This window comes from Streptomyces sp. GbtcB7 (assembly GCF_019091445.1).
GTDB classification, from domain to species: Bacteria; Actinomycetota; Actinomycetes; order Streptomycetales; family Streptomycetaceae; genus Streptomyces; species Streptomyces mirabilis.
Genome location: NZ_JAGXJM010000012.1, coordinates 231,385 through 253,923 on the forward strand (window position 1 = coordinate 231,385; position 22,539 = coordinate 253,923).

Consider the following 22,539-nt stretch of genomic DNA (forward strand, 5'->3'; position numbering starts at 1 on the left):
TGAACTCGTTACAGACCCCATCCGACCTGCCCGGGCGCTCGGGGTGAGCCGGGGTTGCACCTGTCGTCGCAGTCATCGTGAGATTCTCCTGCCACGGATCGAACCGAGGGTCGCCAGGCGCTCGGATATGAGGCGCCATCGCCCTCACCACCAATCCTGGATCCACACACACCGCCTCGCACTCCGGCCGAGGCCAGAGCTCCCGCGCTCCGAGGAGCTCCCGAGGACAGATCCCGAAAGGCGCAGGAAGATGGAACGGGAACTTGCCGAGTCGGTCGTCGTCACGTTCCCGGGCAGCCGCTTTCCCAAGGCCGTGCCGAGGAGTTCGGCGTTCATGACGACCACTTCCGGGACGGCTGCGCCCCCGGCTCAGGACCCCCCAGCGGTTCCGGCGTAGGTCCACGACAGTCCCACAGCCGGCCGCACAGGTAGTCGGGTCACCCACTCGCACCAAGCCTTGCTCAACTCGATCGCCGACCTGACCCATCCACCAGGAGGTAATCATGGGCAAAGTTCTCGGTGACGTGCTGGGTCTTGCGGCCGGCGTCGCGATCAGTCCGCTCCCGATCATCGCCATCATCCTCATACTCGCCACGCCACGGGGACGTCTCAACGGCCCCCTCTTCACCGTCGGCTGGATCGTGGGGCTCTCGGCACTGGGCGCCGTGATGCTGGCGATCGCCTCCCCCGCAGGTGCCTCCGCCCACAATCACCCGGCCACCTGGGTGGGGGCCCTCAAGCTCGCCCTGGGCGTGCTCCTCGTCCTCTTCGGCGCCCGGCTGTGGCACCGGCGGCCGAAGGATGCCTCACAAGCCCAGCTGCCGAAGTGGATGGGCGCGATCGACCGCCTCACGCCGGTCAAGGTCTTCGGACTCGGACTGGCCCTGGCCGCGCTCAACGCCAAGAACGCCCCGCTGACCATCGCCGCGGCCGCCTCCATCGGCTCAGCCGGACTGCCGGTCGGGCAGGAGATCGCATCGCTGGCGATCTTCGTCCTGATCGCCACCCTCGGCCTGCTGGCCCCACTGGGAGTCTTCCTACTCGGAGGAGAGCGAGCCAGAACCACGCTCGGCAGCTGGAAAGACTGGGCAGCCCAGCACAATGTCGCCGTGATGGGAGTCCTGTTCTTCGTTCTCGGGCTGAAACTGCTCGGAGACGGCATCTCCATCCTCACCTCCTGACAGGCAACGACAGAGGCCCCGGCGTCTGCCGGGGCCTCTGGTCAATCCTTGCCTGGTCAGGCTGCGCCTAGTCGGCGGCCATGCAGGGGGCGCAGTGAAGAAGCGTGATCAAGCGTCTGCCCGGCGGTACTTGCGTACCGCGAGCGTTCGGAACACCACGACGATCAGCACGGACCACAGCAACGATGCCCACACCGGGTGCTGCATGGGCCAGGCGTCCGGCACCGGATAGCCCGCCGGGAGGTTGCCGAAGAGCTGGCGGCAGGCCTGCACGGTGGCGCTGAAGGGGTTCCAGTTCGCGATGGTCCGCAAGAACGCGGGCATGTTCTCCGACGGCACGAACGCGTTCGAGATGAACGTCAGCGGGAACAGCCAGATCAGGCCGCCGGAGGTGGCCGCCTCGGGGGTGCGTACGGACAGGCCGATCAGCGCGCCGATCCACGAGAACGCGTAGCCGAGCAGGAGCAGCAGGCCGAATCCGGCCAGCACCTTGCCGAAGTTCTCGTGCGTGCGCCAGCCGACCAGGACGGCGACGACCGCGAGGACCACCAAGGTGAGGGCCGTCTGCACCAGGTCGGCGAGGGTCCGGCCGGTCAGGACCGCGCCGCGCGCCATGGGCAGCGAGCGGAAGCGGTCGATGAGGCCCTTGTGCATGTCGTCGGCGATGCCCGCTCCGGCGCCCGCGGTGGCGAAGGTGACGGTCTGCGCGAAGATGCCGGCCATCAGGAACTCGCGGTATCCGGAGGGGCTGAGGCCCGCACCCGGGACGTTGATCGAGCCGCCGAACACGTAGCTGAACAGCACCACGAACATGATCGGCTGGATCAGCCCGAAAATGACCATCTCGGGAATCCGGGTCATGCGGATCACGTTCCGCCGGGCGATGACCAGGGAGTCGCGCACGGACTGGACTACGGCGCCCTGGGGGGCCGCCGCGGGGACGGACTCTGTCACGGCACTCACTTCGTGGCCTCCGTCTGCGCGGTTTCGTTCTTCGCCGGGTCCTTCGCGGGGTCCTTCTTCGGCTTGCGGCCCCTCGCGTCGCCCGCCACCCCGTTCTCCTCGTCCTTCACCTCGGCGACATGTCCGGTCAGGGAGAGGAAGACGTCGTCGAGCGTGGGCCTGCGCAGCCCGATGTCGTCGATCTCGATGCCGCGGCTGTCCAGCTCGCGGATGACCTCCGCGAGGAGCTTCGCGCCGCCGGTGACGGGCACGGTGAGCTTGCGGGTGTGCTCCTCGACGGTCGTCTCGCCCTTGCCGAATCCCCGGAGCACCTCCGAGGCCGTCGCTATGTGCTCACGCTCGTGCACGACGACCTCTACGCGCTCGCCGCCGGTCTGCGCCTTGAGCTGGTCGGCGGTGCCGCGGGCGATCACACGGCCGTGGTCGACCACGCAGATGTCGTGCGCGAGGTGGTCGGCCTCTTCCAGATACTGCGTGGTCAGCAGCAGGGTCGTACCGCCGGAGACCAGCTGCTTGATGACCTCCCACAGCTGCTGCCGGTTGCGCGGGTCGAGGCCGGTCGTCGGCTCGTCCATGAACATCACCGGCGGTGAGACGACCAGCGCGGCGGCCAGGTCGAGCCGGCGGCGCATACCGCCCGAGTACGTCTTCGCGGGGCGGTCGGCGGCCTCCGTCAGGTTGAACTGCTCGAGGAGCTCGGCCGCGCGGACCTTCGCGGCCTTCGCCCTCATCTGGTAGAGCTGGCCGACCATCTGGAGGTTCTCGCGGCCGGTCAGGTACTCGTCGACGGCCGCGAACTGTCCGGAGAGACCGACCCTGCGCCGTACCGCGTCGGGGTGCTTGAGCACGTCGACGCCGGCGACGATCGCCTTGCCGCTGTCGGGCCGCAGGAGGGTCGTCAGACAGCGGACGGCGGTCGTCTTGCCCGCGCCGTTCGGTCCCAGCAGGCCCAGGACGGTGCCTTCCGGGACATCGAGATCGACGCCGTCCAGAGCCCTTACGTCACCGAAGGTCTTCACCAGGCCTTCGGCATAGATGGCGCCTGGCATGTGAGTTCTCCACGTCGTTGGGGAATTTTCACGGTAACTTCTTACCTTTGCCCGTCTCGTCCGCCTCACAGGCTGCGACGAGCGCAGCGAGAGGCCGGGCGAGGACTGGGCATGGCACACCGTAACGCGATGTATCGCGTTACTCAACAGGTTTTTCCGAGGTTCGAGGACAGGGGCCCTGACCTCGGACGATGGATGTCAGTCGATCAGTCGATGACCGTGTAGCCGGCCTCGCGCAGGGCGCGGCCGACCTCGGCGCAGTGCTCCGGACCCTTCGTCTCCAGGTGCAGCTCGACCTCCACCTCCGTGAGCCCGAGCCGGGGATCGGTCCGTACGTGGCTCACATCGAGGACGTTAGCGTCCGCCACTGACAACACCCCCAGAAGTGTGGCCAGAGCGCCGGGACGGTCCGTCAGCCGCAGCGTGACCGCGAGGTAGCGGCCGCTCGCGGCCATGCCGTGGCGCAGGATGCGCTGCATCAGCAGCGGGTCCACATTGCCGCCCGACAGCAGCGCGACGACCGGGCCCTCGAAGGCCCCGGGCTCGCTCAGCAACGCCGCGACGGGGCTCGCGCCCGCCGGTTCGACGACCAGCTTGGCCCGCTCCAGACAGAGCAGCAGCGCGCTCGACAGATGGCTCTCCGACACCGTGCGGACCTCGTCCACCAGCTCCTCGACGATCCGGAACGGCACATCGCCGGGCCGTCCGACCTTGATGCCGTCGGCCATCGTCGACGGGTTGTCGATCGACACCGGGCGCCCTGCCGCCAGCGAGAGCGGATACGCCGCCGCACCCGCCGCCTGCACGCCGATGATCCGTACATCGGGGCGCAGCGCCTTCACCGCGACCGCTATACCCGCGGCCAGCCCCCCGCCGCCGATCCCGACGACGATCGTGCGCACCTCGGGGCACTGCTCCAGGATCTCCAGGCCGACCGTGCCCTGACCCGCGATGATGTCGGGGTGGTCGAAGGGGTGGATGAACACCGCGCCCGTCTCGGCCGCGTACTCCTGCGCGGCGGCCAGCGTCTCGTCGACCACCTGACCGTGCAGCCTCACCTCGGCGCCGTAGTCACGGGTGGCCGCGATCTTCGGCAGCGGGGCGCCGGTCGGCATGAAGACCGTGGAGCGCACGCCGAGCAGCGAGGAGGCGAGGGCGACGCCCTGCGCGTGGTTGCCCGCGCTGGCCGCGACCACACCCGCGGCGCGCTCCTCCGGAAGCAGCCCGGCGATCCGCACATACGCGCCACGCAGCTTGAACGAACCGGTGCGCTGGAGGTTCTCGCACTTGAAGTGCACCGGGGCGCCCACCAGCTGGGACAGGTACCTGCTGCCCTCCATCGCGGTCGTCCGCGCCACGCCCGTGAGCATCTTCTGGGCGCCTCGTACGTCGTCCAGAGTCACCCTGGGCAAGGAGTCGGCCGTGCTGTAGCTCATGACCACCAGTCTCCCAGTTCACACCCGAGGACTCCTGGTGTGACCACGGGCCGAGACCGGTTTTACTCAGCGTCGGTACGACCCGCGTCCGGGCCGCGTACCCTTTCCCCCAACCCAGCTCCCCACGCATGAATTGAGCCCCCGGCCATGCCCACAACACCAGAAATGTCGATGGACATGACGACCGTCGGTGACACCGGTCTCCTCGACACGCTTCAGCACGAGGTCGCGTTGTTCGCGCGCCGTGCCGAACAGACCCGGCTCGGCGGGGTGGGGCAGGTCCGCAATTCCATGGACCGCGCCGCATACCTGCTGCTCAACCGCCTCGACAAGGAAGGCCCGATGGGCGTCAAGGCGCTCGCCGCGAGCATGGGCATCGACTCCTCGACGGTCACCCGGCAGGTGGCGCCGCTGGTCGACACCGGTCTGGTCAAGCGGACCTCGCACCCCGAGGACGGACGCGCCGTGGTGCTCCAGCTGTCGCCGCGCGGGCAGTCCCGCCTCGACGAAGTGCGCTCCTCCAGGCGTCAGTTGATGGCCGAGCTGACCCACGACTGGGCGCCGGAGGAGCGCGAGGCCTTCTGCTCGCTCCTCACGCGCTTCAACAGCGCGCTCTCGTCCCGGATGGCCACGACGGGGGGCGTGGCGGGGGAGCAGCCGGCTTCCTGACCGTCCCGGCGCTTCCTGAGCCTTCACACGCGCGTGTGTTTGCGGCTTCACCCGCGCGTGTCCTTCCGGCTTCACACGTGTGTGCCCGCCGGACTCTTGACCGCGGGGCCGCGTCTGGCCTCATATGAGACCGGGTCCTTGTCGCACACGGTGCGGCCCGTCGTACACGGCCGGGCCCTTGGTTCCGTCAGGGTCGTCCTCGGGCGGGAGGCGTGGTGCGAGAACGGCGCGCGTTCCAAAACGCCCGCCGCGCCCGGGAGTTCGAGGCGTTCGTCGCGGGCGCGGCAGGGCGGCTGCTGCATGCCGCCACACTGCTCACCGCGGAGCCGCCGAACGCCAACCCGCGCGCGCGGCGCCTGCTGACGCTGGCACTGGCCCACACGTACGCCTCCTGGGACCGGCTGCGCGGTGAGGACCCGTACGACCGGGCCCGCCAGCAGCTGGCCGTCCGCTTCGCGCGCGGGGCGTGGCACCAGTACGGCGCCCTGGGACGCTCCCGCCCAGCCCCGTCCCCCTCGGGCTCCGGCTCCGGTTCCGTCGCCGTCCTGGCCCGGCTGACGCCCCAGGAGCGGCTGGTCCTGGTCCTGAGGATGTACGAGGGGGTCGCCGAGGAACAGACGGCGGCCCTGCTCGGGCTCCCCGTGGAACGGGTGCGGGCGATCTGTGCCCGGGCGATGACGACACTGCTGCACCCGCCGCGCGGACCGGCGCCGACCATGGCGAAGGTGGTGCCGTCATGAAGCACGGTGGTGCGGTCGTGAAGCACGGTGGTGCGGTCGTGAGGTTGGTGGTGCGGTCGTGAACCTGCCCGAGCGCGAGGCGAACGTACGGCGGCTGCTGGAGCAGAAGCCGCCCACCGTGCCGCCCGACCTGTACGCGGACGTCGTGCGCCGCGGGAGCCGGATGCTGCGCCGCAGGACGCTGGCCCGGCGGGTGATGTGGCTGCTGCTGTTCGCCGCGGCCGTCGCCTTCGTGGTGTGGGCGTCCATGGCCCGTCCCTGGGTGGAGCCGCCTTCGCAGACGACCCCACCGCTGACGGGCTGGTGACCCCGAGGGGCCAACGCTGGATCTAGCCGAGAGCCTGCTGCAGGTCCTGGAGCAGGTCGTCGACGTTCTCGATGCCCACGGAGAGGCGGACGAGGTCGGCGGGGACCTCCAGGGCCGAGCCGGCGGCGGACGCGTGCGTCATGCGCCCGGGGTGCTCGATCAGGGACTCCACGCCGCCCAGGGACTCACCGAGGGTGAAGACCTTGGCGCGGTTGCAGACCTCGACGGCCGCTTCCTCGCCGCCCTCGACCTGGAAGGAGACCATGCCGCCGAACGCCTTCATCTGCTTGGCGGCGATCTCGTGACCGGGGTGCTCCGGGAGGCCCGGGTAGAGAACGCGGGTCACGCGCGCGTGCCGGGTGAGCATGTCGGCGACCTTGGTGGCGTTCTCGCTGTGCCGGTCCATGCGCACCGAGAGCGTCTTGGTGCCGCGCAGCACCAGCCAGGAGTCGAAGGGCCCGGCGACCGCGCCCATCGCGTTCTGGTGGTACGCCAGCTCCTCGCCGAGCGCCTGGTCGCCGACGATCAGCGCGCCGCCGACGACGTCCGAGTGCCCGCCCATGTACTTGGTCAGCGAGTGCACGACGACGTCCGCGCCGAGCGCGAGCGGCTGCTGCAGGTAGGGGGTGGCAAAGGTGTTGTCGACGACGAGCCGGGCGCCCGCCTCACGCGCGATCTGCGCGACGGCGGCGATGTCGGTGATGCCGAGAAGCGGGTTGGAGGGGGTCTCCACCCACACGACCTTGGTCTTCGGCGTGAGGGCGGCGCGTACGGAGGCCGGGTCGCTGGTGTCGGCCACGGACCACTCGACGCCCCACCGCGAGACGACCTTCGCGAAGAGGCGGAACGTACCGCCGTACGCGTCGTTCGGGATGACCACGTGGTCGCCGGGGTTGAGCAGCGTACGCAACAGGCAGTCCTCGGCCGCCAGTCCGGACGCGAACGCGAGGCCGCGACGACCGCCCTCCAGGGCGGCGAGGTTCTCTTCCAGGGCGGTCCTGGTGGGGTTGGCGCTGCGGCTGTACTCGTAACCGCCGCGCAGCCCTCCGACGCCGTCCTGCTTGTAGGTCGAGACCTGGTAGATCGGCGGGACGACCGCGCCGGTGAGGGGATCGGCGGTGTTGCCCGCGTGGATCGCGAGGGTCTCGAAGTGCTGACTGATGTGCCTGTCGCTCATGGGTCCCGAGCGTAGTGCGCCCGCGGGCCTGATGGCGGCGCACGGCCTGTGCGGGGCGCCTCACGGGCTGTCGCGGGGGTACCTCGTGGTCTGTGCGGGGGTACCTCGTGGACTGCGCGGGGGTACGTCGTGGTCTGCGCGCGGGGGCGCCTGGTGGTCTCCGATCCGGGCCTGGACCGGATCGGAACCGGACCGGGTTGGCCAATTGTCGGACCCGTCTGGTTCGCTTGAGGCATGGAGATTCTCTGGGTCCTGATGGCGCTGGCCATGTTCAGCCTGGTCCTGCTGCCGGTCCTCAGGCGCAGGCGCACCGGCATACAGCTGGTCTCGCCCGGCGACCCGGACGCGGCGGACCCGGCGAACTACGGATTCCTGCGTCAGGAGGAGCTGGACATCCGCATGCCCGGACCGGACGGGGACCTCCTGGACGTCCTGGACCTGGTGCAGCGCACGCAGGAGTACCAAGCGGCCTCGCAGCTCCTGGCGGGCACGGAGATCTCGGGCGAGACGCGCTGGCAGCGGGTGCAGGCCTTCGCCGGCGCCGCGTCCCTGGAGCTGCAGCAGCGTCCGGGCGGGGTCAGCGAGACGCCGGGCGGGCAGTGGCTGCGGGTGTGGCGGGCCGAGAAGCCCAAGGACGCGGGCGGCGCGGCGGTGCACGCGGAGTTCCTGGTCCAGCAGGCGTGGCGGACGTCGACGCCGGGGACGGACGAGTTCCGGATCATCATGGAGGAGGCGAGGACGGCATGCGGCGAGGCGGCCCTGCTCTCCCCCGGTGACCCGGTCCCGTACATCATCGAGCTGTCGGTGGCCCGCGGACTCGCCTACCCCCGGCCGGAGTTCGAGGCGCTCTGGCTGAAGATCCTGGACCGCGCGCCGGCCCACATGGGCGCGCATCTGGCGGCCCTGCACTACTGGTGCGAGAAGTGGCACGGCTCGCGCGAGGTGGCGTACTCCTTCGCGGAGGCCGCGGCGGCCCGCGCCCCTCAGGGCTCCCTGCTGGCCGCCATGCCCCTCTTCGCGGTCTTCGAGCACCTCCCCGAGGTGAACCTGGTCCGCGGCTTCTACCAGAGCGAGGTCGTCACCAAGGCGGTCCACGGCGCGCTCTACGCGGTGCACGCGGCCCGCCCCGACGACCCGATGCTGGCTCACGTGCGCCACCTCCTGGTGCTCTTCCTGGTCCGCGGCGAGCGCTGGGCGGAGGCCATGAATCAGCTGGTGCACGTGGACGGCCACGTGGGCGCCCTCCCCTGGACCCTCACACCCGATCCCGCGGCGGACTACGCGCTCTACCGCGCCCTGGCGGTGGCGGGCTACGAGGCGAACGGCGGAACGCCGGCGTCACTGCCCCGCTGAGGGCGTACGAGCCCCGGAATCCCGACCGGGGCTCACCCGTTGAACACCACGGCGCCCCAGCCCCGTGCCCCTGTGACCCCGTGGAGACCGTATGTTCCTGCACAGCCGTACCCCTCAGCTCCCGACCGCCGAACAGGCACTGCGCGGCCGCCCGGAGCCGATCTTCACGGTCCCCGACCGGCACACCGTCCTCGGCAACCCCCTCCTCGGCCCCTACCCCGAGGGCCTGGAGATTGCCGACTTCGGCATGGGCTGTTTCTGGGGCGCCGAGCGCAAGTTCTGGCAGCTCCCGACGGGCGTGTACACGACCCTGGTGGGCTACCAGGGCGGCTTCACCGAGCACCCCACGTACGAGGAGGTCTGCTCGGGCCTGACCGGCCACACGGAGGTCGTCCGCGTGGTCCACGACCCCGGCCTGATCTCCTACGAGCGCCTCCTCCAGGTCTTCTGGGAGTCGCACAACCCGACCCAGGGCTTCCGCCAGGGCAACGACGTCGGCACCCAGTACCGCTCCGCCATCCACACCCACACCCCTGCCCAGGCAGCCACGGCGGCCGCCTCCCGCGACGCCTACCAGAAGGTCCTGACCTCCTCCGGTTACGGCACCATCACCACCGAACTCCTCCCCGCGGAAGGCCGCACCTTCTACCCTGCCGAGGGCTATCACCAGCAGTACCTCGACAAGAACCCGGACGGGTACTGCGGGCTGGGCGGGACGGGGGTCAAGCTAAGTGACCCGTTCGCGACGAACTGGGGAGCGTCTTGCCCGACGGGGGTTGCTCCGGCACCGGAATCCACCGAGCAGTAGCCCGCAAGATCATCGACCGGACGTGGCGTCGCCGAATCGTCCACGATGCCACGGTCGGTCGGCACCTCGTCGAGCGATCAATGGCCAACCCCGCCGTCTATGGTCAGGCAGAGTTCATCGCTCCGGACGGTGGAAGACCGCGAGCGGACCGTACTCCGTGCAGTGCGCGGCGGCGAACTCGGGATGCGCGGACAGGCGCTCCCGCCGAATCCCAACGATGTCCGGCAAGACGGCCAGTTGCCCCCCGTGACCCACCAGGACGCGATCCCAGTCCTGTTCACCGGATGTGCCGATGCGGTCGACGACGAATCCGAGGCAGTGCGCCGCGTCCTGGTCCAGCGTTCGTACCAGCGCGGCAACGGCATCTTCGCGATCGGCTTCGGGGACGTCGGCGATCTGGAAAGTGACCTTCTGGGCTGCCTGGTCGATCCGTCGTACATGTGCTGCGAGGGACTGGTCGTACCCCATCCAGCACTGGAACTCGACGTCGCGGTACTGGCCGTCGGCCAAGGACGCGGCCAGTACGTCGGGACCGCCCATGAGCGGCCCTTTCCGGCCTTCCACCGTCTCGCGGAAACCGAAAAGCACATCCGTGAGTGGATGCGCGACCGAGAGGCCGGCTGCTCCGAGCTGCTTGATCAGTGCAGCGCTTGACGTGCTGGTCAGTGCCGGCAGGTACCACGTGAAGAACGGCCTCAGGGTCGAGCGTGGTGCGGTGGCGCCGTGCGAGGCGTCCCGGTCGAAGTACTCGTTGAAGATCTTGAGGGACTGCTCGTGAGACAGCGACGGGCTTACGTAGCCGTTGGCTCGGATGTGGTCGACGAAATCAGAAAGAAGAGCCATGTGGTGGTTGCGTACGTAGTGGGCGAGCTCGACCAGCCACAGCCACGATCCGTCCGTGACCAGCGATCCGGCGCCAGGGATCCAGTCATCACCCGTGATGACGTCCCGCTCCGCCCCCATGGTGGAGTAGATCTCGGTGGCAGATTCTAGGTAGGCGACGATCTGGTCCTCGTCCCATTCCCCGGCAGCCCTGACCGCATCGCGGAGCGAAGGGGCGGAAGCCGACGCCGACGGGTCGCCATGGCCGCCGAGCTCCCGGTAGAAGCCCACTCGCTTGATCATCTTCTCTCCAGTCGAACCGTGGGCTCAGTGGGACACAGGCAGGTAGGTGCGCCAGTAGCCATTGTTACCGATCGTGGGGGTCTGATTGAGGCCCAGGTCGGGTGAAGTGCCCACCTTGTCCGTGGGGGCGTACACGGGAACGCCCAGCTCATTGGCCACGGACTGTGCGAGTGGCAACTCTGGCGGCCTTGCGTCAGCACCGGAATGGCATGAGATGAGACGAACGGGCCCGCCACGATAATTGGGATTGCTCCGGATCGCGTCCACGACGTTGTTCGGATGCACCTCGAAGTTCGTCAGTGTCTTCCCCGCCATGTTGACGCGCCCGGGCAGGAATACGCCCTCGTTCGTCCCGTGAACGACTACGTCGTGAACACCCGGCAGCCGGGCGACGCGTTGCGCATCGCTCCGGCCCGCGAAGTCACCAGTGACTAGTCCGCCCGGGTGGCCGCGAGGTGGGAGTCCACGGCGACGACACCGTCGACGCCCTGGCACAGGCCCACGACCACCGGGACGAGACGCGGTTCCGGGACGTGACCCCGCAGGGTAACGTCCCCGTCCCGGACCTCGACCGCGACGGTGCCCTCTTCCAGGCCGAGGATGCGCCCCAGGACGTCCCGCTCGACCTCGCCGCGGATCTCAACGTCGGAGCGGATGAAAGTGTCCAACAGGTCGCTGCGGCTGACGATGCCGGTGAGGAGCCCATGGTCGCCGACCACCGGCAGCTGCTTGACGTGCCGCCTGCGGAGTTCCCGCGCGGCCCGGGGGATTGTCCAATCGGCACGGGCGGTGAAGACGGGGCTGCTCATGAGCGCGCTCGCGGTCCGGGCCCGGGCCTTGCCCCAGGCACGCTCGTCGTTCCCGCCCTGCCCCTGCGGATCGGGCATGCCGGTCTCGCGCCGCAGCACGTCGGACGCGGACACGACGCCGATGGGGGCGCCCTCGTCGTCGATGACCGGGGCCGCGACGATGTCGTTCGCGTCCAGCAGGGCGGCGATCTCGTGGAACGGTGTGTTGGGGCGGAGGGTGATGACCTCCTCGGTCATCACGTCACCGACCGTGCGGCGGTGCAGCATGGCATCGGCCTCCTCCGCTTCTCGACGGGGCGGCGCCCCGGCCTCCGCGGCCGCTCGTCCACGCCCGTCTCCCTACCCATGACAGCACCGCGCCGCTCCGGCGGCCAGTGACGTTCGGCCTGACGGGAAGGGCCGGCGGTCCCACGGCGGCGTCCAGCGAGCCGATCACCGCATGGCCGACTCGCTTCGTCGAGCGCTGAGCAGCCGACAGCGCGGGCCAAAACACCCATCCTGGTCAAGCGAGAGCAGTCACCAGCACCACCTCGACAAGAACCCGGCGGGCCACTGCGGCACAGGTGGGACGGGGGTCAAGCTGAGTACCCAGTCCGAAAGCAACTGGGGGGCGTCCTGCCCGACGGGCGTCGCGTCGGCTCCGGAGGTATCGGAGAAGTGGCCGAACCAGCCTGAGTCCGGCCCGACCGGCCATGACGTTGATCGTCATTGGCGCGGTGCCACGGCCGGGTCGTCCTGCCGGGCCGAGAGGAACGGGAAGGTCGCGAACGGAGAGCGCGGGGAGGAACATCGGAGTCACATAGGCAAGGTGGTGGCTATGGGGATGCCGTCGATGCATTTCAGCGAGAGTTCTGAGGATCCGTTCGCCCTCGGCCGCGGCGCCTCGGCCGTGCTCGACGATCGAGGCGACGTGGTCGGCTGGAGCACACGGGCACAGGAGCTGCTGGGCTATCCGGCCAAGGAAGTGATCGGACGGGCGTGGCAGGAGTTGCTGGTGGACGCCCGTGACCTGCCTGTCGTGCGGTCCGTCGTCGTGGACGCCATGAGGACGGGGGGCTGGTTCGGGGTCCTGCCCGTCCGACACCGCGACGGACGGCGGGTGGAGATGGGTTTCCGGGCCCGCGCGGTCACTCGGGACGGGGACGGTCAGGAGTGGGTCCTGGTCGGAGCCCCCGCCGCGGAGGTCATCGCCTGGCAGCGGGACCGCGCGCTGCTGGACGGCCTGTACCGCCGGTCCCCCATCGGTCTGGTCACTTACGGCCCGGACAGCAGAGTGATTCGGGTCAACCGTGCGGTCGAGAAGGCAAGCGGTGTCCCGGCCGAGGCGCCGGTGGGCCGTCGCCCTCGCGAATTCATGGTCGACGAGGACGCGGGTCCGACCGAAGAGCGGGTACGGCACGTCCTGGAGACCGGCGAGCCGTTGATCTTCACGGAGCAGTCGGCCAGGGCACGCCATGATCCGGGCCGGGACCGGATCGTGTCCGTCTCGGCGTTCCGGATGGAAGACCCCGCGGGCCGGGTTCTCGGCGTGGCCGAGACGATCGAGGACGTGACCGACCGCCACCGGGCCCAGCGCAGGCTCGCCCTGCTGAACGAGGCGAGCGCCCGCATCGGAACCTCACTGGACGTGGCACAGACGGCCCGGGAACTGGCCGAGGTGGCCGCCCACGGCCTCGCCGACTACTGCTCGGTGGACCTTCTGAAGCCGGTGACACTTGGAGACGAACCACCCCCAGGTGTGAGAGGTCCGCTGCTCCGAGTGGCCCTCTCCCCCCCGGAACGCCGGGTCCCGTACCAGGAGGGCGAGGTGGTCCCGCTCCTTCCGGACTCCCCGCAGGCGCGGTGCTTGGCCGAGCGCCGCCCGATTCTCGACCGGCTGCTGTCCCTCCGCCCCGAGTGGTACGCCATGGACCGGCGGCGGATCGAGATAGCCATGGGTCTCGGCGTTCATTCGCTGATCGTGGTGCCCTTGGTGGCTCGCGGCCTGGTACTGGGCGTGGTGAGCCTGTGGCGAGTACGCCATTCGGAGCCTTTCGAGGACGACGATGCCGCGGTAGCCCATGAGTTTTCCTCGCGTGCGGCCGTCTGCATCGACAACGCGCGCCGCTTCACCCAGCAGCAGAGCGCCGCTCTGACTCTGCAGCGCAGTCTGCTGCCGAGCGCGGCGTCCGACCTGCCGGCGGTCGAGGTGGCCTGCCGATATCTCCCGGCGAGTGGTGAACCGGGCATCGGCGGTGACTGGTTCGACGTGATCCCGTTGTCAGGGGCCCGGGTCGCACTCGTCGTGGGAGACGTGGTCGGCCACGGGCTCCACGCCGCGGCCTCCATGGGCCGCCTGCGCGCCGCCGTGCGCACCCTGGCCAGCCTCGACCTGGAACCGGACGAGGTGGTGGCACGGCTGGACGATCTGGTCAGTCTGCTGGCCGCCGAGCTGGAGGCGAACGCCGACGACAGCGGGTCCACAGTGGAGCAGATGCTCGGGGCCACCTGTGTGTACGCGGTCTACGATCCGGTCTCCCGGCACTGCTCGCTGGCACGCGCCGGTCACCCGGCACCGATCCTGTCCACCCCGGACGGCGAGGTGACCGTGCTCGACCTGCCCGCGGGTCCACCGCTGGGTCTGGGCGGGCTGCCATTCGAAACGTACGACCTCGACCTCCCCGAGGGCAGCCTGCTCACGCTCTACACCAACGGTCTTCTAGAGGCGCGCAACGGCGACATCGACGCCGCGCTGGAGCACCTGGACGAATGTCTCACCCACGTTGCCGATCCTCTGGACAGCACCTGCCACGCCGTGGTCGAAGCGCTGCTGCCGAAGGAGCACCTCCCCACCGACGACGTCGCACTGCTCATCGCCCGTACCCGGGTGCTGCCGCCACAGGATGTCGCCACCTGGCAGCTGCCCCTGGAAGCGACCGCCCCCGCCCGTGCCAGGGAGCTGGCCACGGCGAAACTGACCGAATGGGGGCTGACGGAACTGTCCTTCACCACCGAGTTGGTCGCCAGCGAGCTCGTCACCAACACCTACCGGTACGCGGCCGGCCCCATCACCCTGCGCCTCATCCGTACGCACTGTCTGATCTGTGAGGTGTCGGACGCCAGCCACACTTCGCCTCACCTCCGACGGGCCCTCAGCACGGACGAGGGCGGACGCGGGCTCTTCCTGGTCGCGCAGCTCACGGAGCGGTGGGGCACCCGCTACAGCCACGACGGCAAGACCGTCTGGACGGAGCAGCCTCTGCCGCGCGCATGACCCGCAATCAGCGAAAGCAGCGAAAGCAGCGAAAGCAGCGACCAACTGCCCACTCAGCGGGTCGGCATGCCTCCGTGCGGGCTGTTGACCACCAGGGGCAGTGACCCTTCGGCCAGGTAGAAGTGCCCGGGGAAGTAGTCGATGTGGAGGTGGCCGCCGTCCTCGTCAGTGGCCAAGGCCCGCAGATTCTCCGCGAGTACTGCCCTGCCGGCAGAGTCACCGCTGATCACAAGGATCTGCCGCTCGGCATCCCGGCGGATGAGAACGCCGGGGCCGGAACTCTTCAGGACCTCGATCCCGGCCAGGGCGCCGCTGCCGGGCGAAGAGGTGGAGCTGAGCAACCCCTCGCCCTTGGCCACCGCGCTTGCCAACCAGGTCAGTTCCTCCGCCGATGCGGAGAGATCCACTTCGGCGTACCCGGGGTCGGAGACCACTCTCATGGGCGTCACTCCTCCAAAGTCGGCCTCCCGAAGGGGTTTGTGCGCACAGCTTGGCACGGTCCATCAAGCCTCGCTCACGACCTCTTGGACGCCCGGCGCGGCAGTTGACGAATAGCGGTGTCCAGCGGTCACCTGGTTCTCCACGGACTGTCGTAGGCGGGTGAGAGCCTGGACCGGTGCTGATAGAGGGATTCGAGAACGCCCCCGTTGTCGCCGGGGAGGAACTGCTGACGCTGCCGGGCTTCTGGGCGGCCTACCTGATGTGGCTGAGCCAGACAGAGGAGTACGACCCCGTCCCGGCGTGGTTCGGTGTCGACGGGGCCGATGCCGACGCGGCCTTCGACGCACTGGGCGACGAGGACCAGTGGCCTGTCTTCCGGATCCCGTTCGCGGGCGACCACACCGCGATGGTCCTCGGCTGCAACATTCCCGAGGATCCGGGAACGGAGTACCTCATCACCCACCCCGAGTGGGGACGGCACGGCCACCTGGCCACCCTCGGCGGCCACCAGGCCGGCCCGGGACTCTCCTGGCGAGAGCTCCACCACATCGCCCGCACGCCCGACCTCAACGCCCCGGGAGTCCACGCCGAGTGCGCACGCCTGCTCCTCCTGCTGCCGACGCTCGGCGACCAGGACATGCCCGAGGACGCCGCAGACATACTCGGCGACGCGCTGGCGCAAGTCGGGCTCCCCGCAACGCAGGCGCCGTCCCTCGCCGAAGCGCTCCTCGCGGACCACCCCTTGTGGGAGCCGGCTGAGTGGACGCTTCCTGCCGCCTCCCCGCTCTCGGGCAGCCAGGAGCCCTTCCACGGAATCCTGCGCTGCGACGAGTCCATGAGTCCGCGGTGTGGTACTCACCTGGCCCAGGGCATCACCCGAGAGCAGAGCGACCGACTGGCCCACGCACTCGGCACCTGGCCCGCCACATGAACGGCCCACCCACAGAACAAACGCCGGACCAGCCCTACCGCCGTTCGGATCGCCCAAGGCGGCCCTTCAGGTGATTGCCGGACGCCTCATGAGCCGGGCGGCCGTCGCAGGGGTACGACGTCTCAGCAGAGGACGAACCCAGAAGGCCGTGAGGAGTTTGGCGATGTATGCAGCGATCCGGCGGTACGAAGGGGTGACCGATTCGGGCGAGGCCGCACGTCTCGTGAACGAGGGGTTCGTGCCGCTCATGCGCCAGGTCCCCGGCTTCGTGGCCTACTACTGGATCGATACCGGGGACGGAGCGATGGTCTCGACCAGCGTCTTCCAGGACCGGGCCGGTGCCGACGAATCGATCTCGAGGGCTGCGGACTTCGTGCGGGACAACCTTGCGTCACTGCTCCCCAACCCTCCCCAGGTCATGGCCGGCGAGGTGGTGGCTTCCGCATGACAGCGTTCGGGCCGGCCACATGAGATGGCACGGCGTAAGCGTGTCGGGTGGCGTGGAGAGCGGGGCGAATAGGGGGCGGCTAGCCTGAGCCGACCAGGAGCCCAGCAACATCAGGAGCTACACGTGGCACGGCTGGGAGCGTGGAAGTGGGCGGGGCAGTGGAGCCGCCTCCTGCCGGCCATCCTGCTTCTGCTTGCCGTATTGATCGACCTCAGCACGCCCCGTACCGTCAGCGCTGCGGCCCTCTATGCGGCTGCGATCTTGTCAGCCGCTCCTCTGCTGTCTCTGCGGGGCACCGTCCTCACTGGGGTGTTTGCGCTCCTCATCGACTGGATGATGTTCTGGTATTTCGGCTATCGCCGGAGTGCGATCGCGATCAGCGAGCTGATCATGGTTGCGACAGTGACCGTGATCGCGAGCTTCCTCAATCGCGTCTTGTACCACCGGAAAGCGCAGTTGGAGTCCGTACGTGACATTGCGGCGACTGTTCAGCGTGCTGTCCTGCCACACCCTCCGGACAGAGTGGGTCCGCTGCGCTTTGCTGCACGTTACGAGGCTGCTCGGGCGGATGCGCAGATCGGTGGGGACCTCTACGTAGTGGTCGACACTCCGTTCGGCGTGCGCTGCGTGATCGGCGATGTGCGTGGCAAGGGGATAGGGGCAGTCAGGGCGGTCGCTGTCGGCATCGGGACTTTTCGAGAGGCGGCCCTGCACGAGCCCACCCTGACCGGTCTCCTGGAACGGCTGGAGCAGGCCGTCGTCCTCGACACTCAGCAGTCAGGGATCCTGACCGAGCTCGAAGGGTTCATCACAGGCGTATTGGTCGAGTTCCCCCGGCGGGGCAACGAAGTTCGGCTGATCAACCGCGGCCACCCGGCGCCCCTGCTGCTCCTGGGAGACACGGTGCAGTATGTCGAGCCCGGTAGGCGAGGTTTACCCCTGGGCTTGGGTGCCCTCGACGCCGGCCCTGAGTGCGTCGACACGGTGACGTTCCCCGAAGGGGCCAGTCTGCTGCTCTACACCGATGGACTCACGGAAGCACGGGACGAGACGGGTACCTTCTTCGACCCCATCGGCACGTGCACGGGACATCTCCATGCCGGCCCGGATGCTCTTCTTGACGCTCTGATCGCCGACCAGTGCCGACACACCGGTGGCCGAAGAACTGATGACATGGCGCTGCTGGCCATCACCCATGCACCCGACAACTCATGACCGATGAGCGTCCGCCAGTGGCGCTCCGGCCTTCGATGGCGATGGCACCTCGCCGAGCCCATCACCTCGGGTCGGAGAGGGGGCGGTCAGCTGTAACAGCCGACTTCCGCCACTGGGAAGACAGAGCCGAGTCCATCGGTGCCACGGTCACGGTGCCATGGAAGTGGTTCCTCAACGGAACTCTCAAGCCACGTCGCCTCGCGGAGGGCGGTCGAAAACCATTCGCTGCCCCGACCAGTGGGCCGCACGCTGTACGCCCTGGAAGAACCGCAACGCGGCCCCCGCTCGGTCGCGCACGTCCCTGATGGCCGCGCGGATGGTGGGACAGGCCGCGCAGCGGTACAGGTTGCCGCACCGTCGGCCAGCCCCTCGATGGTGGTCACCTCACGGCCCTCGCACGTGATCGCCGGCGTCAGACACGCCGGCACTCCGCGCCCGTCGACCCACACCGTGCAGGCACCACAGGCGCCCTGGTCGCAGCCCTTCTTCGAGCCCGTGAGATCGAGATCCCACCAGAAGTCCTTGGTTCGAGCCCTGTCCGCCCATCGGGCCCCGCAACCGGAAGTGCCCGCCCACTCAGTGGTTCGGGCCTTTGATCTGATGGTGAGAAACCTGTTCCCGTGCCGTCCGCCACCGTGACCGAGTCTGCTCGACCACGCTGTCCCACTGTCGGTGGACCTCGTGGTCGGAAGGGCGGTGGCCCTGGCGGATCCGGCTGAGCTCGTCCCGTACTTCTCGTCCCAGTGCCGCCGAGGCGACCAGGACGAGCATGGCCGCGAAGAGGGCGGAGATCATCGCGAAGACGGCGCCGACCACCCCGTAGCGCGCGGCGGAGGAGTTGAAGAGGCGCGGCATGTAGATGGACGCGCCCACCGAATAGGCCACCGTCAGAACGGCGGCGGTGACGCCGAAGGGGAGCAGGTCCGGCCGGCTGATCCGCTTCGCCGACAGGATCCGGCCGCTCCGGACAAGGAACGCGGCGGTCACCGGTACCTGGCACACGGAGGCGGCCAGACCCAGCGCGCCCCCGCCAAGGAGCGCGGAGAGCGTCGCGGTGACCACCCCGTAGCCGCCGAGAGTGAGGATCCACCACAGGCCGTTGCGCGTGTTGCGCACGCTGAGAGGCTTGAGTTCCCATGCCTGTTCGAAGAGTCGCTGCACGGCTCGCGCGAAACTCAGCACCGAGATCGTCAGAAACACGACCCCGAAGATGCCCACGCTCGCACTGGTGCCTTCGGCAGGAGAGAAGAGGGAGTTGACTGCCGTGGCGCCCGCTCCGGTGAGGTTGTAGCGCTTGATGATCCGCTCTGCGGCGTCGTAGTGCACGAAGTTGCCGAGGACGGCGCCGAGGAGAATGGAGAGCGGGACCAATGCCGTCAAGGCGCTGGACGCCAGGGCCATCGAGCGGTCGAAACCCACGATCTTCTGAAACCGGTTGATGACCCGCAGGGCGAAAGCGGGACGCAGCCAGAAGGTCAGCGTTCTGACGAGGCGCTCTCGGTTGATCCCCGCCGTGCTGCCCTCCGTGAAGATCGGGACCTGTGGGACGACGCGAGCCTAACGGACGGTCGCCGGACCGCTGAGGGGCGACACGAGCGGCCACCTGCCGGGCTCGAGCGCCGTGTCGGTGTTCGAGCGCGGTGTCAGTTCTGGTCGATGAGCAGGTGGATGGGGCCTCGTAGGACGGGGCTGGGGCGGTACGGGGGTGGGTCGGTCACCAGGGTGGGGTCGGCCAGGCGGCGTACCAGTGCGGTCAGGGCGATCTGGGTTTCCAGTCGGGCCATCGGGCCGCCGAAGCACAGGTGGATGCCACTGCCGAAACCCAGGTGTTGGTTGTCCCGGCGATCGGGGTCGAAGCGGTCGGGATCGTGGAAGCGGTCCGGGTCGCGGCTGCCCGAGGCGAGCATGAGCATGATCTTCGAGCCCTTGGGGATGACGGTGTCGCCGACGGAGATGTCGCTGTACGCCGCCCGCCACGGAATGATGTGCACGGGGGGCTCGTAGCGCAGCAGTTCCTCGACCAGCGGTACGACCAGGTCCGGTTCGGCGCGCAGGCGTTGCAGCACGTCAGGGCGGCGCAGCAGCGTCAGCATGCCGTTGGTGATGAGGTTGACGGTGGTCTCGTGGCCGGCGATGAGCAGCAGGTTGGCGGTGCTGACGATCTCGGCGTCGGTCATCCGCCCGTCGGGCCCGTCGTCGTTGGCCAGCCGTGTCAGGAGGTCGTCGCCGGGGTGGCCGTGGCGTTGTTCCAGCAGCCCGCCGAGGTAGTGGCGCAGGTCTTTGGTGGCCTGTACGCCGTTGTCCAGTTTCTCCTGCGGGTCGGTCTTGGGGTTGTAGTCGATCGAGTCGATGATGGCGTTCACCCACACGTGGAACCGTGGTTCGTCCTCGCGCGGCACACCGAGCAGGTGGCAGATCACGGTGACGGGGAACGGGTAGGCGAAGTCGTCGACGACGTCGATCCGCTGCTTGCCCGCGAAGTCGTCGATCAGACCGGCGACGATGGCGGTCAGGTCGGGTTCCATGCCGGTCACGAGGCCCGGGGTGTGAGGGGGGCCGAAGTGACGCATCGCCAGGCGCCGCAGACGGTCGTGCTCGGGCGGGTCGAGGTTGATGAACGACGGCGTGGCGCGTTCCTGCATCGCGGGCATCGGATGCGTCAGGTTGCGGACGTCGGAGCTCAGGTGCGGGTCGTGCAGGATGCCGCTGAGTTCGCGGTAGGTGCTGATGACGTAACTGCCGTCCTCCTGCAGGGCCACCGGCGTCTTGCGCAGCTCGGCGTAGAGCGGGTACGGGTCGGCCCGGTTCGCGTAGTCGAGGATCCGGGGCAGGATGTCGGGGGTCTCGGTCGTGGTCATGTCGCTTTCCCTCCGGTTCCGTCCTACCTGTTCCCTCCTAGCGGTGCTGCCGCATGGCTGTGACGCGCCGCTCGCCCGGGTCATGGCCGGTGACGACCACCGTGGCGCCCTGGGCGAGCAGGGTGGGGCCGGGGAAGTCGACGGGCACCGGTTTCGCGTCGAGGGGCTGGTCGGGTGTGGGGCAGGGGGGCGGGAAGGGCGCGGCCGTCTCGATCAGCCGCCGGTAGTGGTCCAGCCACTTCGCGTTGTTGAAGCTGACGGCGGCGGTGACGCGGCCCTGGTACCCGTATGCGGCGACAAAGCGGTGGTCGGCCACGGATCCCTGGGTGACGACGACCTCGTCGGCGTAGGTCGGTACACCGACGGACTTGATGTTGACGCCGAACTGAATCGACCAGAACGTCGGGATGGACAGGTGCGGCCAGCGGTTCGCCTGGGTGCTGACCATGTTGTGCGCCGCGATCTCGGCCTGCTCCACGGCGTTGGCCCAGTGTTCCAGCGAGATGAACCGGTACTCGTACATCGGGTTCGGGCTGCGTGCCACGTCTCCGGCGACGAAGATGTCGTCGGTGACCAGGCCGTTGAGGTCGAAGGCGCGGCAGCCCGCGTCGCAGGCGACTCCCCATACGCCCACCGCCAGTCCCGAGTCGCGCAGCCACTCGGTGTTGCGGATGCCCCCGAGCGCCACCACCACCACGTCGGCGTCGACCGTACTGCCGTCGGAGAAGTGGGCGCGGCGAACCCGCCCCTGCGCGTCGCCCTCCAGCTGGGTGACCTTGACACCGCAGCGCAGGTCGACGCCGTGGGCGCGCTGCATGTCCGCCGCGATCTCGCCGATCATGGCGCCGAGTCCCCCGACCAGCGGGGACGGCGCGAGTTCGGCGACGGTCACCGGGATGTCGCGCTCGCGGCAGACGGAGGCGATCTCGGAGCCGGTGAAGCCCGCGCCGATGATCAGTACGCGGGAGGGCCCGGCGGCGACCGCCCGCTGCAGACCGGCGGCGTCCTCGCGCGTGCGGACCACGAAGACTCCGTCCAGGGCCGCCTCGGCCTCGACGGGCCAGGGCCGGGCCCGTACGCCGGTGGAGATCAGCATGCGGTCGAAGGGGACCGTGCGGCCGTCGGCGAGCCGCACGTGGTTGTTCGCCAGGTCCAGTCCGTCGGCGGGGACGCCCAGGAGCCACTCCGCGTCGATGTCACGACGCCGTGGCAGGGTGGTGCCGTCGGCCGGCACCCATCCGGTCAGTACCTGCTTGGACAGCGGGGGGCGGTCGTAGGGCTCCCCCAACTCGTCACCGATCATGGTCAGCTTCCCGGTGAACCCCTCGTCGCGCAGGGCCTCCGCGGCGCGCAGTCCCGCCAGTGACGCCCCGACGATCACGACGCGGCCGTCGCGCTTGAACCCCTGCAGGGTGTCGGCAGTGCTCATGACGGCGACGTCCCCACCGGCGCGTCCCGGCCCTCCAGCTGGTCGACCAGAATGGCCTGGAGGGGGCAGGCCGCCGCGGCGCGCAACACCTGTTGGCGCTGGGCGTCGTCGGGGTTCGAGGCGTACATGAGCGCTTCTTCGCCGTGCATCCGGAACGCGTCCGGAGCCAGGAACGCGCACTGCGCATACCCCTGGCACCGGGAAAGATCAACGACAACTCTCATCCCGACCTCCATTGCAGGGACCGCGAAGCGCTGCCTCAGGACCCGCGGACGAAGGGAGTCGGCAGGTCTCCGCAGGAAGAATCGATCATCGCGAATGAGGCCTCGGCGTCTGCAAAACCGCCC

The 22,539-nt window shown here is 69.2% G+C and carries 21 protein-coding genes and 1 pseudogene; 10 read left to right on the forward strand and 12 right to left on the reverse strand.

Annotated features, from left to right (window positions below):
• The first annotated feature begins 503 nt into the window (after positions 1 to 503).
• The gene (locus KVT44_RS21470; RefSeq protein ID WP_099920918.1) at positions 504 to 1,181 is read left to right on the forward strand and encodes a GAP family protein; all 678 of its coding nucleotides are present in this window, start codon (positions 504 to 506) and stop codon (positions 1,179 to 1,181) included.
• A 108-nt stretch (positions 1,182 to 1,289) separates the two neighbouring features.
• Here KVT44_RS21470 and KVT44_RS21475 read toward each other — a convergent pair whose 3' ends face one another.
• From KVT44_RS21475 to ilvA, 3 genes are all read right to left on the reverse strand, one after another.
• Complete coding sequence (locus KVT44_RS21475; RefSeq protein WP_190172202.1) at positions 1,290 to 2,144, reverse strand: ABC transporter permease; 855 nt, start codon at positions 2,142 to 2,144, stop codon at positions 1,290 to 1,292.
• Complete coding sequence (locus KVT44_RS21480; protein ID WP_217568176.1) at positions 2,141 to 3,193, reverse strand: ATP-binding cassette domain-containing protein; 1,053 nt, start codon at positions 3,191 to 3,193, stop codon at positions 2,141 to 2,143. Before KVT44_RS21480 ends, KVT44_RS21475 begins: the two co-directional genes overlap by 4 nt.
• Positions 3,194 to 3,399: 206 nt before the next feature.
• Positions 3,400 to 4,629, reverse strand: a complete 1,230-nt coding sequence (ilvA, locus tag KVT44_RS21485) for a threonine ammonia-lyase (RefSeq protein WP_099920921.1) — start codon at positions 4,627 to 4,629, stop codon at positions 3,400 to 3,402.
• Between the two features lie 165 nt (positions 4,630 to 4,794).
• Here ilvA and KVT44_RS21490 point away from each other — a divergent pair, with 165 nt between their 5' ends.
• The 3 genes from KVT44_RS21490 (at position 4,795) to KVT44_RS21500 (ending at position 6,345) form a co-directional block, all read left to right on the forward strand.
• Positions 4,795 to 5,298, forward strand: a complete 504-nt coding sequence (locus KVT44_RS21490; protein ID WP_099920922.1) for a MarR family winged helix-turn-helix transcriptional regulator — start codon at positions 4,795 to 4,797, stop codon at positions 5,296 to 5,298.
• Positions 5,299 to 5,513: 215 nt separating this feature from the next.
• Positions 5,514 to 6,038, forward strand: a complete 525-nt coding sequence (locus tag KVT44_RS21495) for a sigma factor-like helix-turn-helix DNA-binding protein (protein WP_190172201.1) — start codon at positions 5,514 to 5,516, stop codon at positions 6,036 to 6,038.
• Positions 6,039 to 6,096: 58 nt separating this feature from the next.
• On the forward strand, positions 6,097 to 6,345 hold the full coding sequence (locus tag KVT44_RS21500; RefSeq protein ID WP_099920923.1) for a hypothetical protein: 249 nt from the start codon (positions 6,097 to 6,099) through the stop codon (positions 6,343 to 6,345).
• A 22-nt stretch (positions 6,346 to 6,367) separates the two neighbouring features.
• Here the strand turns inward: KVT44_RS21500 and KVT44_RS21505 are convergent, their stop codons facing one another.
• Entirely contained in the window at positions 6,368 to 7,522 is a 1,155-nt protein-coding gene (locus KVT44_RS21505) for a cystathionine gamma-synthase (RefSeq protein WP_217568177.1), read from the reverse strand.
• Between the two features lie 234 nt (positions 7,523 to 7,756).
• Between KVT44_RS21505 and KVT44_RS21510 the strand changes: the two genes are divergently transcribed.
• Positions 7,757 to 8,875 carry a hypothetical protein gene (locus KVT44_RS21510; RefSeq protein WP_217568178.1) on the forward strand — a complete coding sequence of 373 codons (1,119 nt, stop codon included), beginning with the start codon at positions 7,757 to 7,759 and terminating at the stop codon, positions 8,873 to 8,875.
• A 91-nt stretch (positions 8,876 to 8,966) separates the two neighbouring features.
• Positions 8,967 to 9,683 (forward strand): peptide-methionine (S)-S-oxide reductase MsrA, encoded by a 717-nt coding sequence (gene msrA / locus KVT44_RS21515; protein WP_217568179.1) that lies wholly within the window; start codon positions 8,967 to 8,969, stop codon positions 9,681 to 9,683.
• A gap of 114 nt (positions 9,684 to 9,797) precedes the next feature.
• Here the strand turns inward: msrA and KVT44_RS21520 are convergent, their stop codons facing one another.
• On the reverse strand, positions 9,798 to 10,808 hold the full coding sequence (locus tag KVT44_RS21520; protein WP_217568180.1) for a hypothetical protein: 1,011 nt from the start codon (positions 10,806 to 10,808) through the stop codon (positions 9,798 to 9,800).
• 431 nt (positions 10,809 to 11,239) lie between these two features.
• Positions 11,240 to 11,884, reverse strand: coding sequence for a CBS domain-containing protein (locus KVT44_RS21525; RefSeq protein WP_217568181.1), 645 nt, complete (start codon positions 11,882 to 11,884; stop codon positions 11,240 to 11,242).
• Positions 11,885 to 12,434: 550 nt separating this feature from the next.
• Between KVT44_RS21525 and KVT44_RS21530 the strand changes: the two genes are divergently transcribed.
• Positions 12,435 to 14,870, forward strand: coding sequence for a SpoIIE family protein phosphatase (locus tag KVT44_RS21530; RefSeq protein WP_217568182.1), 2,436 nt, complete (start codon positions 12,435 to 12,437; stop codon positions 14,868 to 14,870).
• 53 nt (positions 14,871 to 14,923) lie between these two features.
• Here KVT44_RS21530 and KVT44_RS21535 read toward each other — a convergent pair whose 3' ends face one another.
• Positions 14,924 to 15,310, reverse strand: a complete 387-nt coding sequence (locus KVT44_RS21535) for a hypothetical protein (RefSeq protein WP_217568183.1) — start codon at positions 15,308 to 15,310, stop codon at positions 14,924 to 14,926.
• Between the two features lie 176 nt (positions 15,311 to 15,486).
• On the opposite strand from KVT44_RS21535, the gene KVT44_RS21540 reads away from it, so the two are divergent.
• The 3 genes from KVT44_RS21540 to KVT44_RS21550 all read left to right on the forward strand — a co-directional run bounded on the left by KVT44_RS21540 (position 15,487) and on the right by KVT44_RS21550 (position 17,905).
• Entirely contained in the window at positions 15,487 to 16,242 is a 756-nt protein-coding gene (locus KVT44_RS21540) for a hypothetical protein (RefSeq protein WP_190172194.1), read from the forward strand.
• A gap of 163 nt (positions 16,243 to 16,405) precedes the next feature.
• Positions 16,406 to 16,690 carry a hypothetical protein gene (locus KVT44_RS21545; RefSeq protein ID WP_190172193.1) on the forward strand — a complete coding sequence of 95 codons (285 nt, stop codon included), beginning with the start codon at positions 16,406 to 16,408 and terminating at the stop codon, positions 16,688 to 16,690.
• A 123-nt stretch (positions 16,691 to 16,813) separates the two neighbouring features.
• The gene (locus KVT44_RS21550) at positions 16,814 to 17,905 is read left to right on the forward strand and encodes a PP2C family protein-serine/threonine phosphatase (RefSeq protein ID WP_217568184.1); all 1,092 of its coding nucleotides are present in this window, start codon (positions 16,814 to 16,816) and stop codon (positions 17,903 to 17,905) included.
• A 353-nt stretch (positions 17,906 to 18,258) separates the two neighbouring features.
• On the opposite strand, the pseudogene KVT44_RS58165 reads toward KVT44_RS21550, so the two are convergent.
• From KVT44_RS58165 to KVT44_RS21570, 5 genes and pseudogenes are all read right to left on the reverse strand, one after another.
• Positions 18,259 to 18,411 (reverse strand): annotated as a pseudogene (locus tag KVT44_RS58165) ((2Fe-2S)-binding protein); the annotation flags it as partial.
• Positions 18,412 to 18,481: 70 nt separating this feature from the next.
• Entirely contained in the window at positions 18,482 to 19,324 is an 843-nt protein-coding gene (locus tag KVT44_RS21555; protein WP_217568185.1) for a YhjD/YihY/BrkB family envelope integrity protein, read from the reverse strand.
• Positions 19,325 to 19,548: 224 nt separating this feature from the next.
• A complete protein-coding gene (locus KVT44_RS21560) occupies positions 19,549 to 20,763 on the reverse strand; it encodes a cytochrome P450 (RefSeq protein ID WP_217568186.1) in 1,215 nt (404 codons plus the stop codon).
• A 37-nt stretch (positions 20,764 to 20,800) separates the two neighbouring features.
• Entirely contained in the window at positions 20,801 to 22,192 is a 1,392-nt protein-coding gene (locus tag KVT44_RS21565) for an NAD(P)/FAD-dependent oxidoreductase (protein WP_190172190.1), read from the reverse strand.
• Complete coding sequence (locus KVT44_RS21570) at positions 22,189 to 22,416, reverse strand: ferredoxin (protein ID WP_097224946.1); 228 nt, start codon at positions 22,414 to 22,416, stop codon at positions 22,189 to 22,191. The genes KVT44_RS21565 and KVT44_RS21570 overlap by 4 nt, the downstream gene beginning before the upstream one ends.
• Positions 22,417 to 22,539 lie beyond the last annotated feature (123 nt).

Bases quoted from the DNA above. Each gene is read 5' to 3' on its own strand.
- KVT44_RS21470 (WP_099920918.1), top strand. From the start codon at position 504: ATGGGCAAAGTTCTCGGTGACGTGCTGGGTCTTGCGGCCGGCGTCGCG.
- KVT44_RS21480 (WP_217568176.1), bottom strand. From the start codon at position 3,193: ATGCCAGGCGCCATCTATGCCGAAGGCCTGGTGAAGACCTTCGGTGAC.
- ilvA (WP_099920921.1), bottom strand. From the start codon at position 4,629: ATGAGCTACAGCACGGCCGACTCCTTGCCCAGGGTGACTCTGGACGAC.
- KVT44_RS21490 (WP_099920922.1), top strand. From the start codon at position 4,795: ATGTCGATGGACATGACGACCGTCGGTGACACCGGTCTCCTCGACACG.
- KVT44_RS21505 (WP_217568177.1), bottom strand. From the start codon at position 7,522: ATGAGCGACAGGCACATCAGTCAGCACTTCGAGACCCTCGCGATCCAC.
- KVT44_RS21510 (WP_217568178.1), top strand. From the start codon at position 7,757: ATGGAGATTCTCTGGGTCCTGATGGCGCTGGCCATGTTCAGCCTGGTC.
- msrA (WP_217568179.1), top strand. From the start codon at position 8,967: ATGTTCCTGCACAGCCGTACCCCTCAGCTCCCGACCGCCGAACAGGCA.
- KVT44_RS21520 (WP_217568180.1), bottom strand. From the start codon at position 10,808: ATGATCAAGCGAGTGGGCTTCTACCGGGAGCTCGGCGGCCATGGCGAC.
- KVT44_RS21525 (WP_217568181.1), bottom strand. From the start codon at position 11,884: ATGCTGCACCGCCGCACGGTCGGTGACGTGATGACCGAGGAGGTCATC.
- KVT44_RS21530 (WP_217568182.1), top strand. From the start codon at position 12,435: ATGGGGATGCCGTCGATGCATTTCAGCGAGAGTTCTGAGGATCCGTTC.
- KVT44_RS21535 (WP_217568183.1), bottom strand. From the start codon at position 15,310: ATGAGAGTGGTCTCCGACCCCGGGTACGCCGAAGTGGATCTCTCCGCA.
- KVT44_RS21545 (WP_190172193.1), top strand. From the start codon at position 16,406: ATGTATGCAGCGATCCGGCGGTACGAAGGGGTGACCGATTCGGGCGAG.
- KVT44_RS21560 (WP_217568186.1), bottom strand. From the start codon at position 20,763: ATGACCACGACCGAGACCCCCGACATCCTGCCCCGGATCCTCGACTAC.
- KVT44_RS21565 (WP_190172190.1), bottom strand. From the start codon at position 22,192: ATGAGCACTGCCGACACCCTGCAGGGGTTCAAGCGCGACGGCCGCGTC.
- KVT44_RS21570 (WP_097224946.1), bottom strand. From the start codon at position 22,416: ATGAGAGTTGTCGTTGATCTTTCCCGGTGCCAGGGGTATGCGCAGTGC.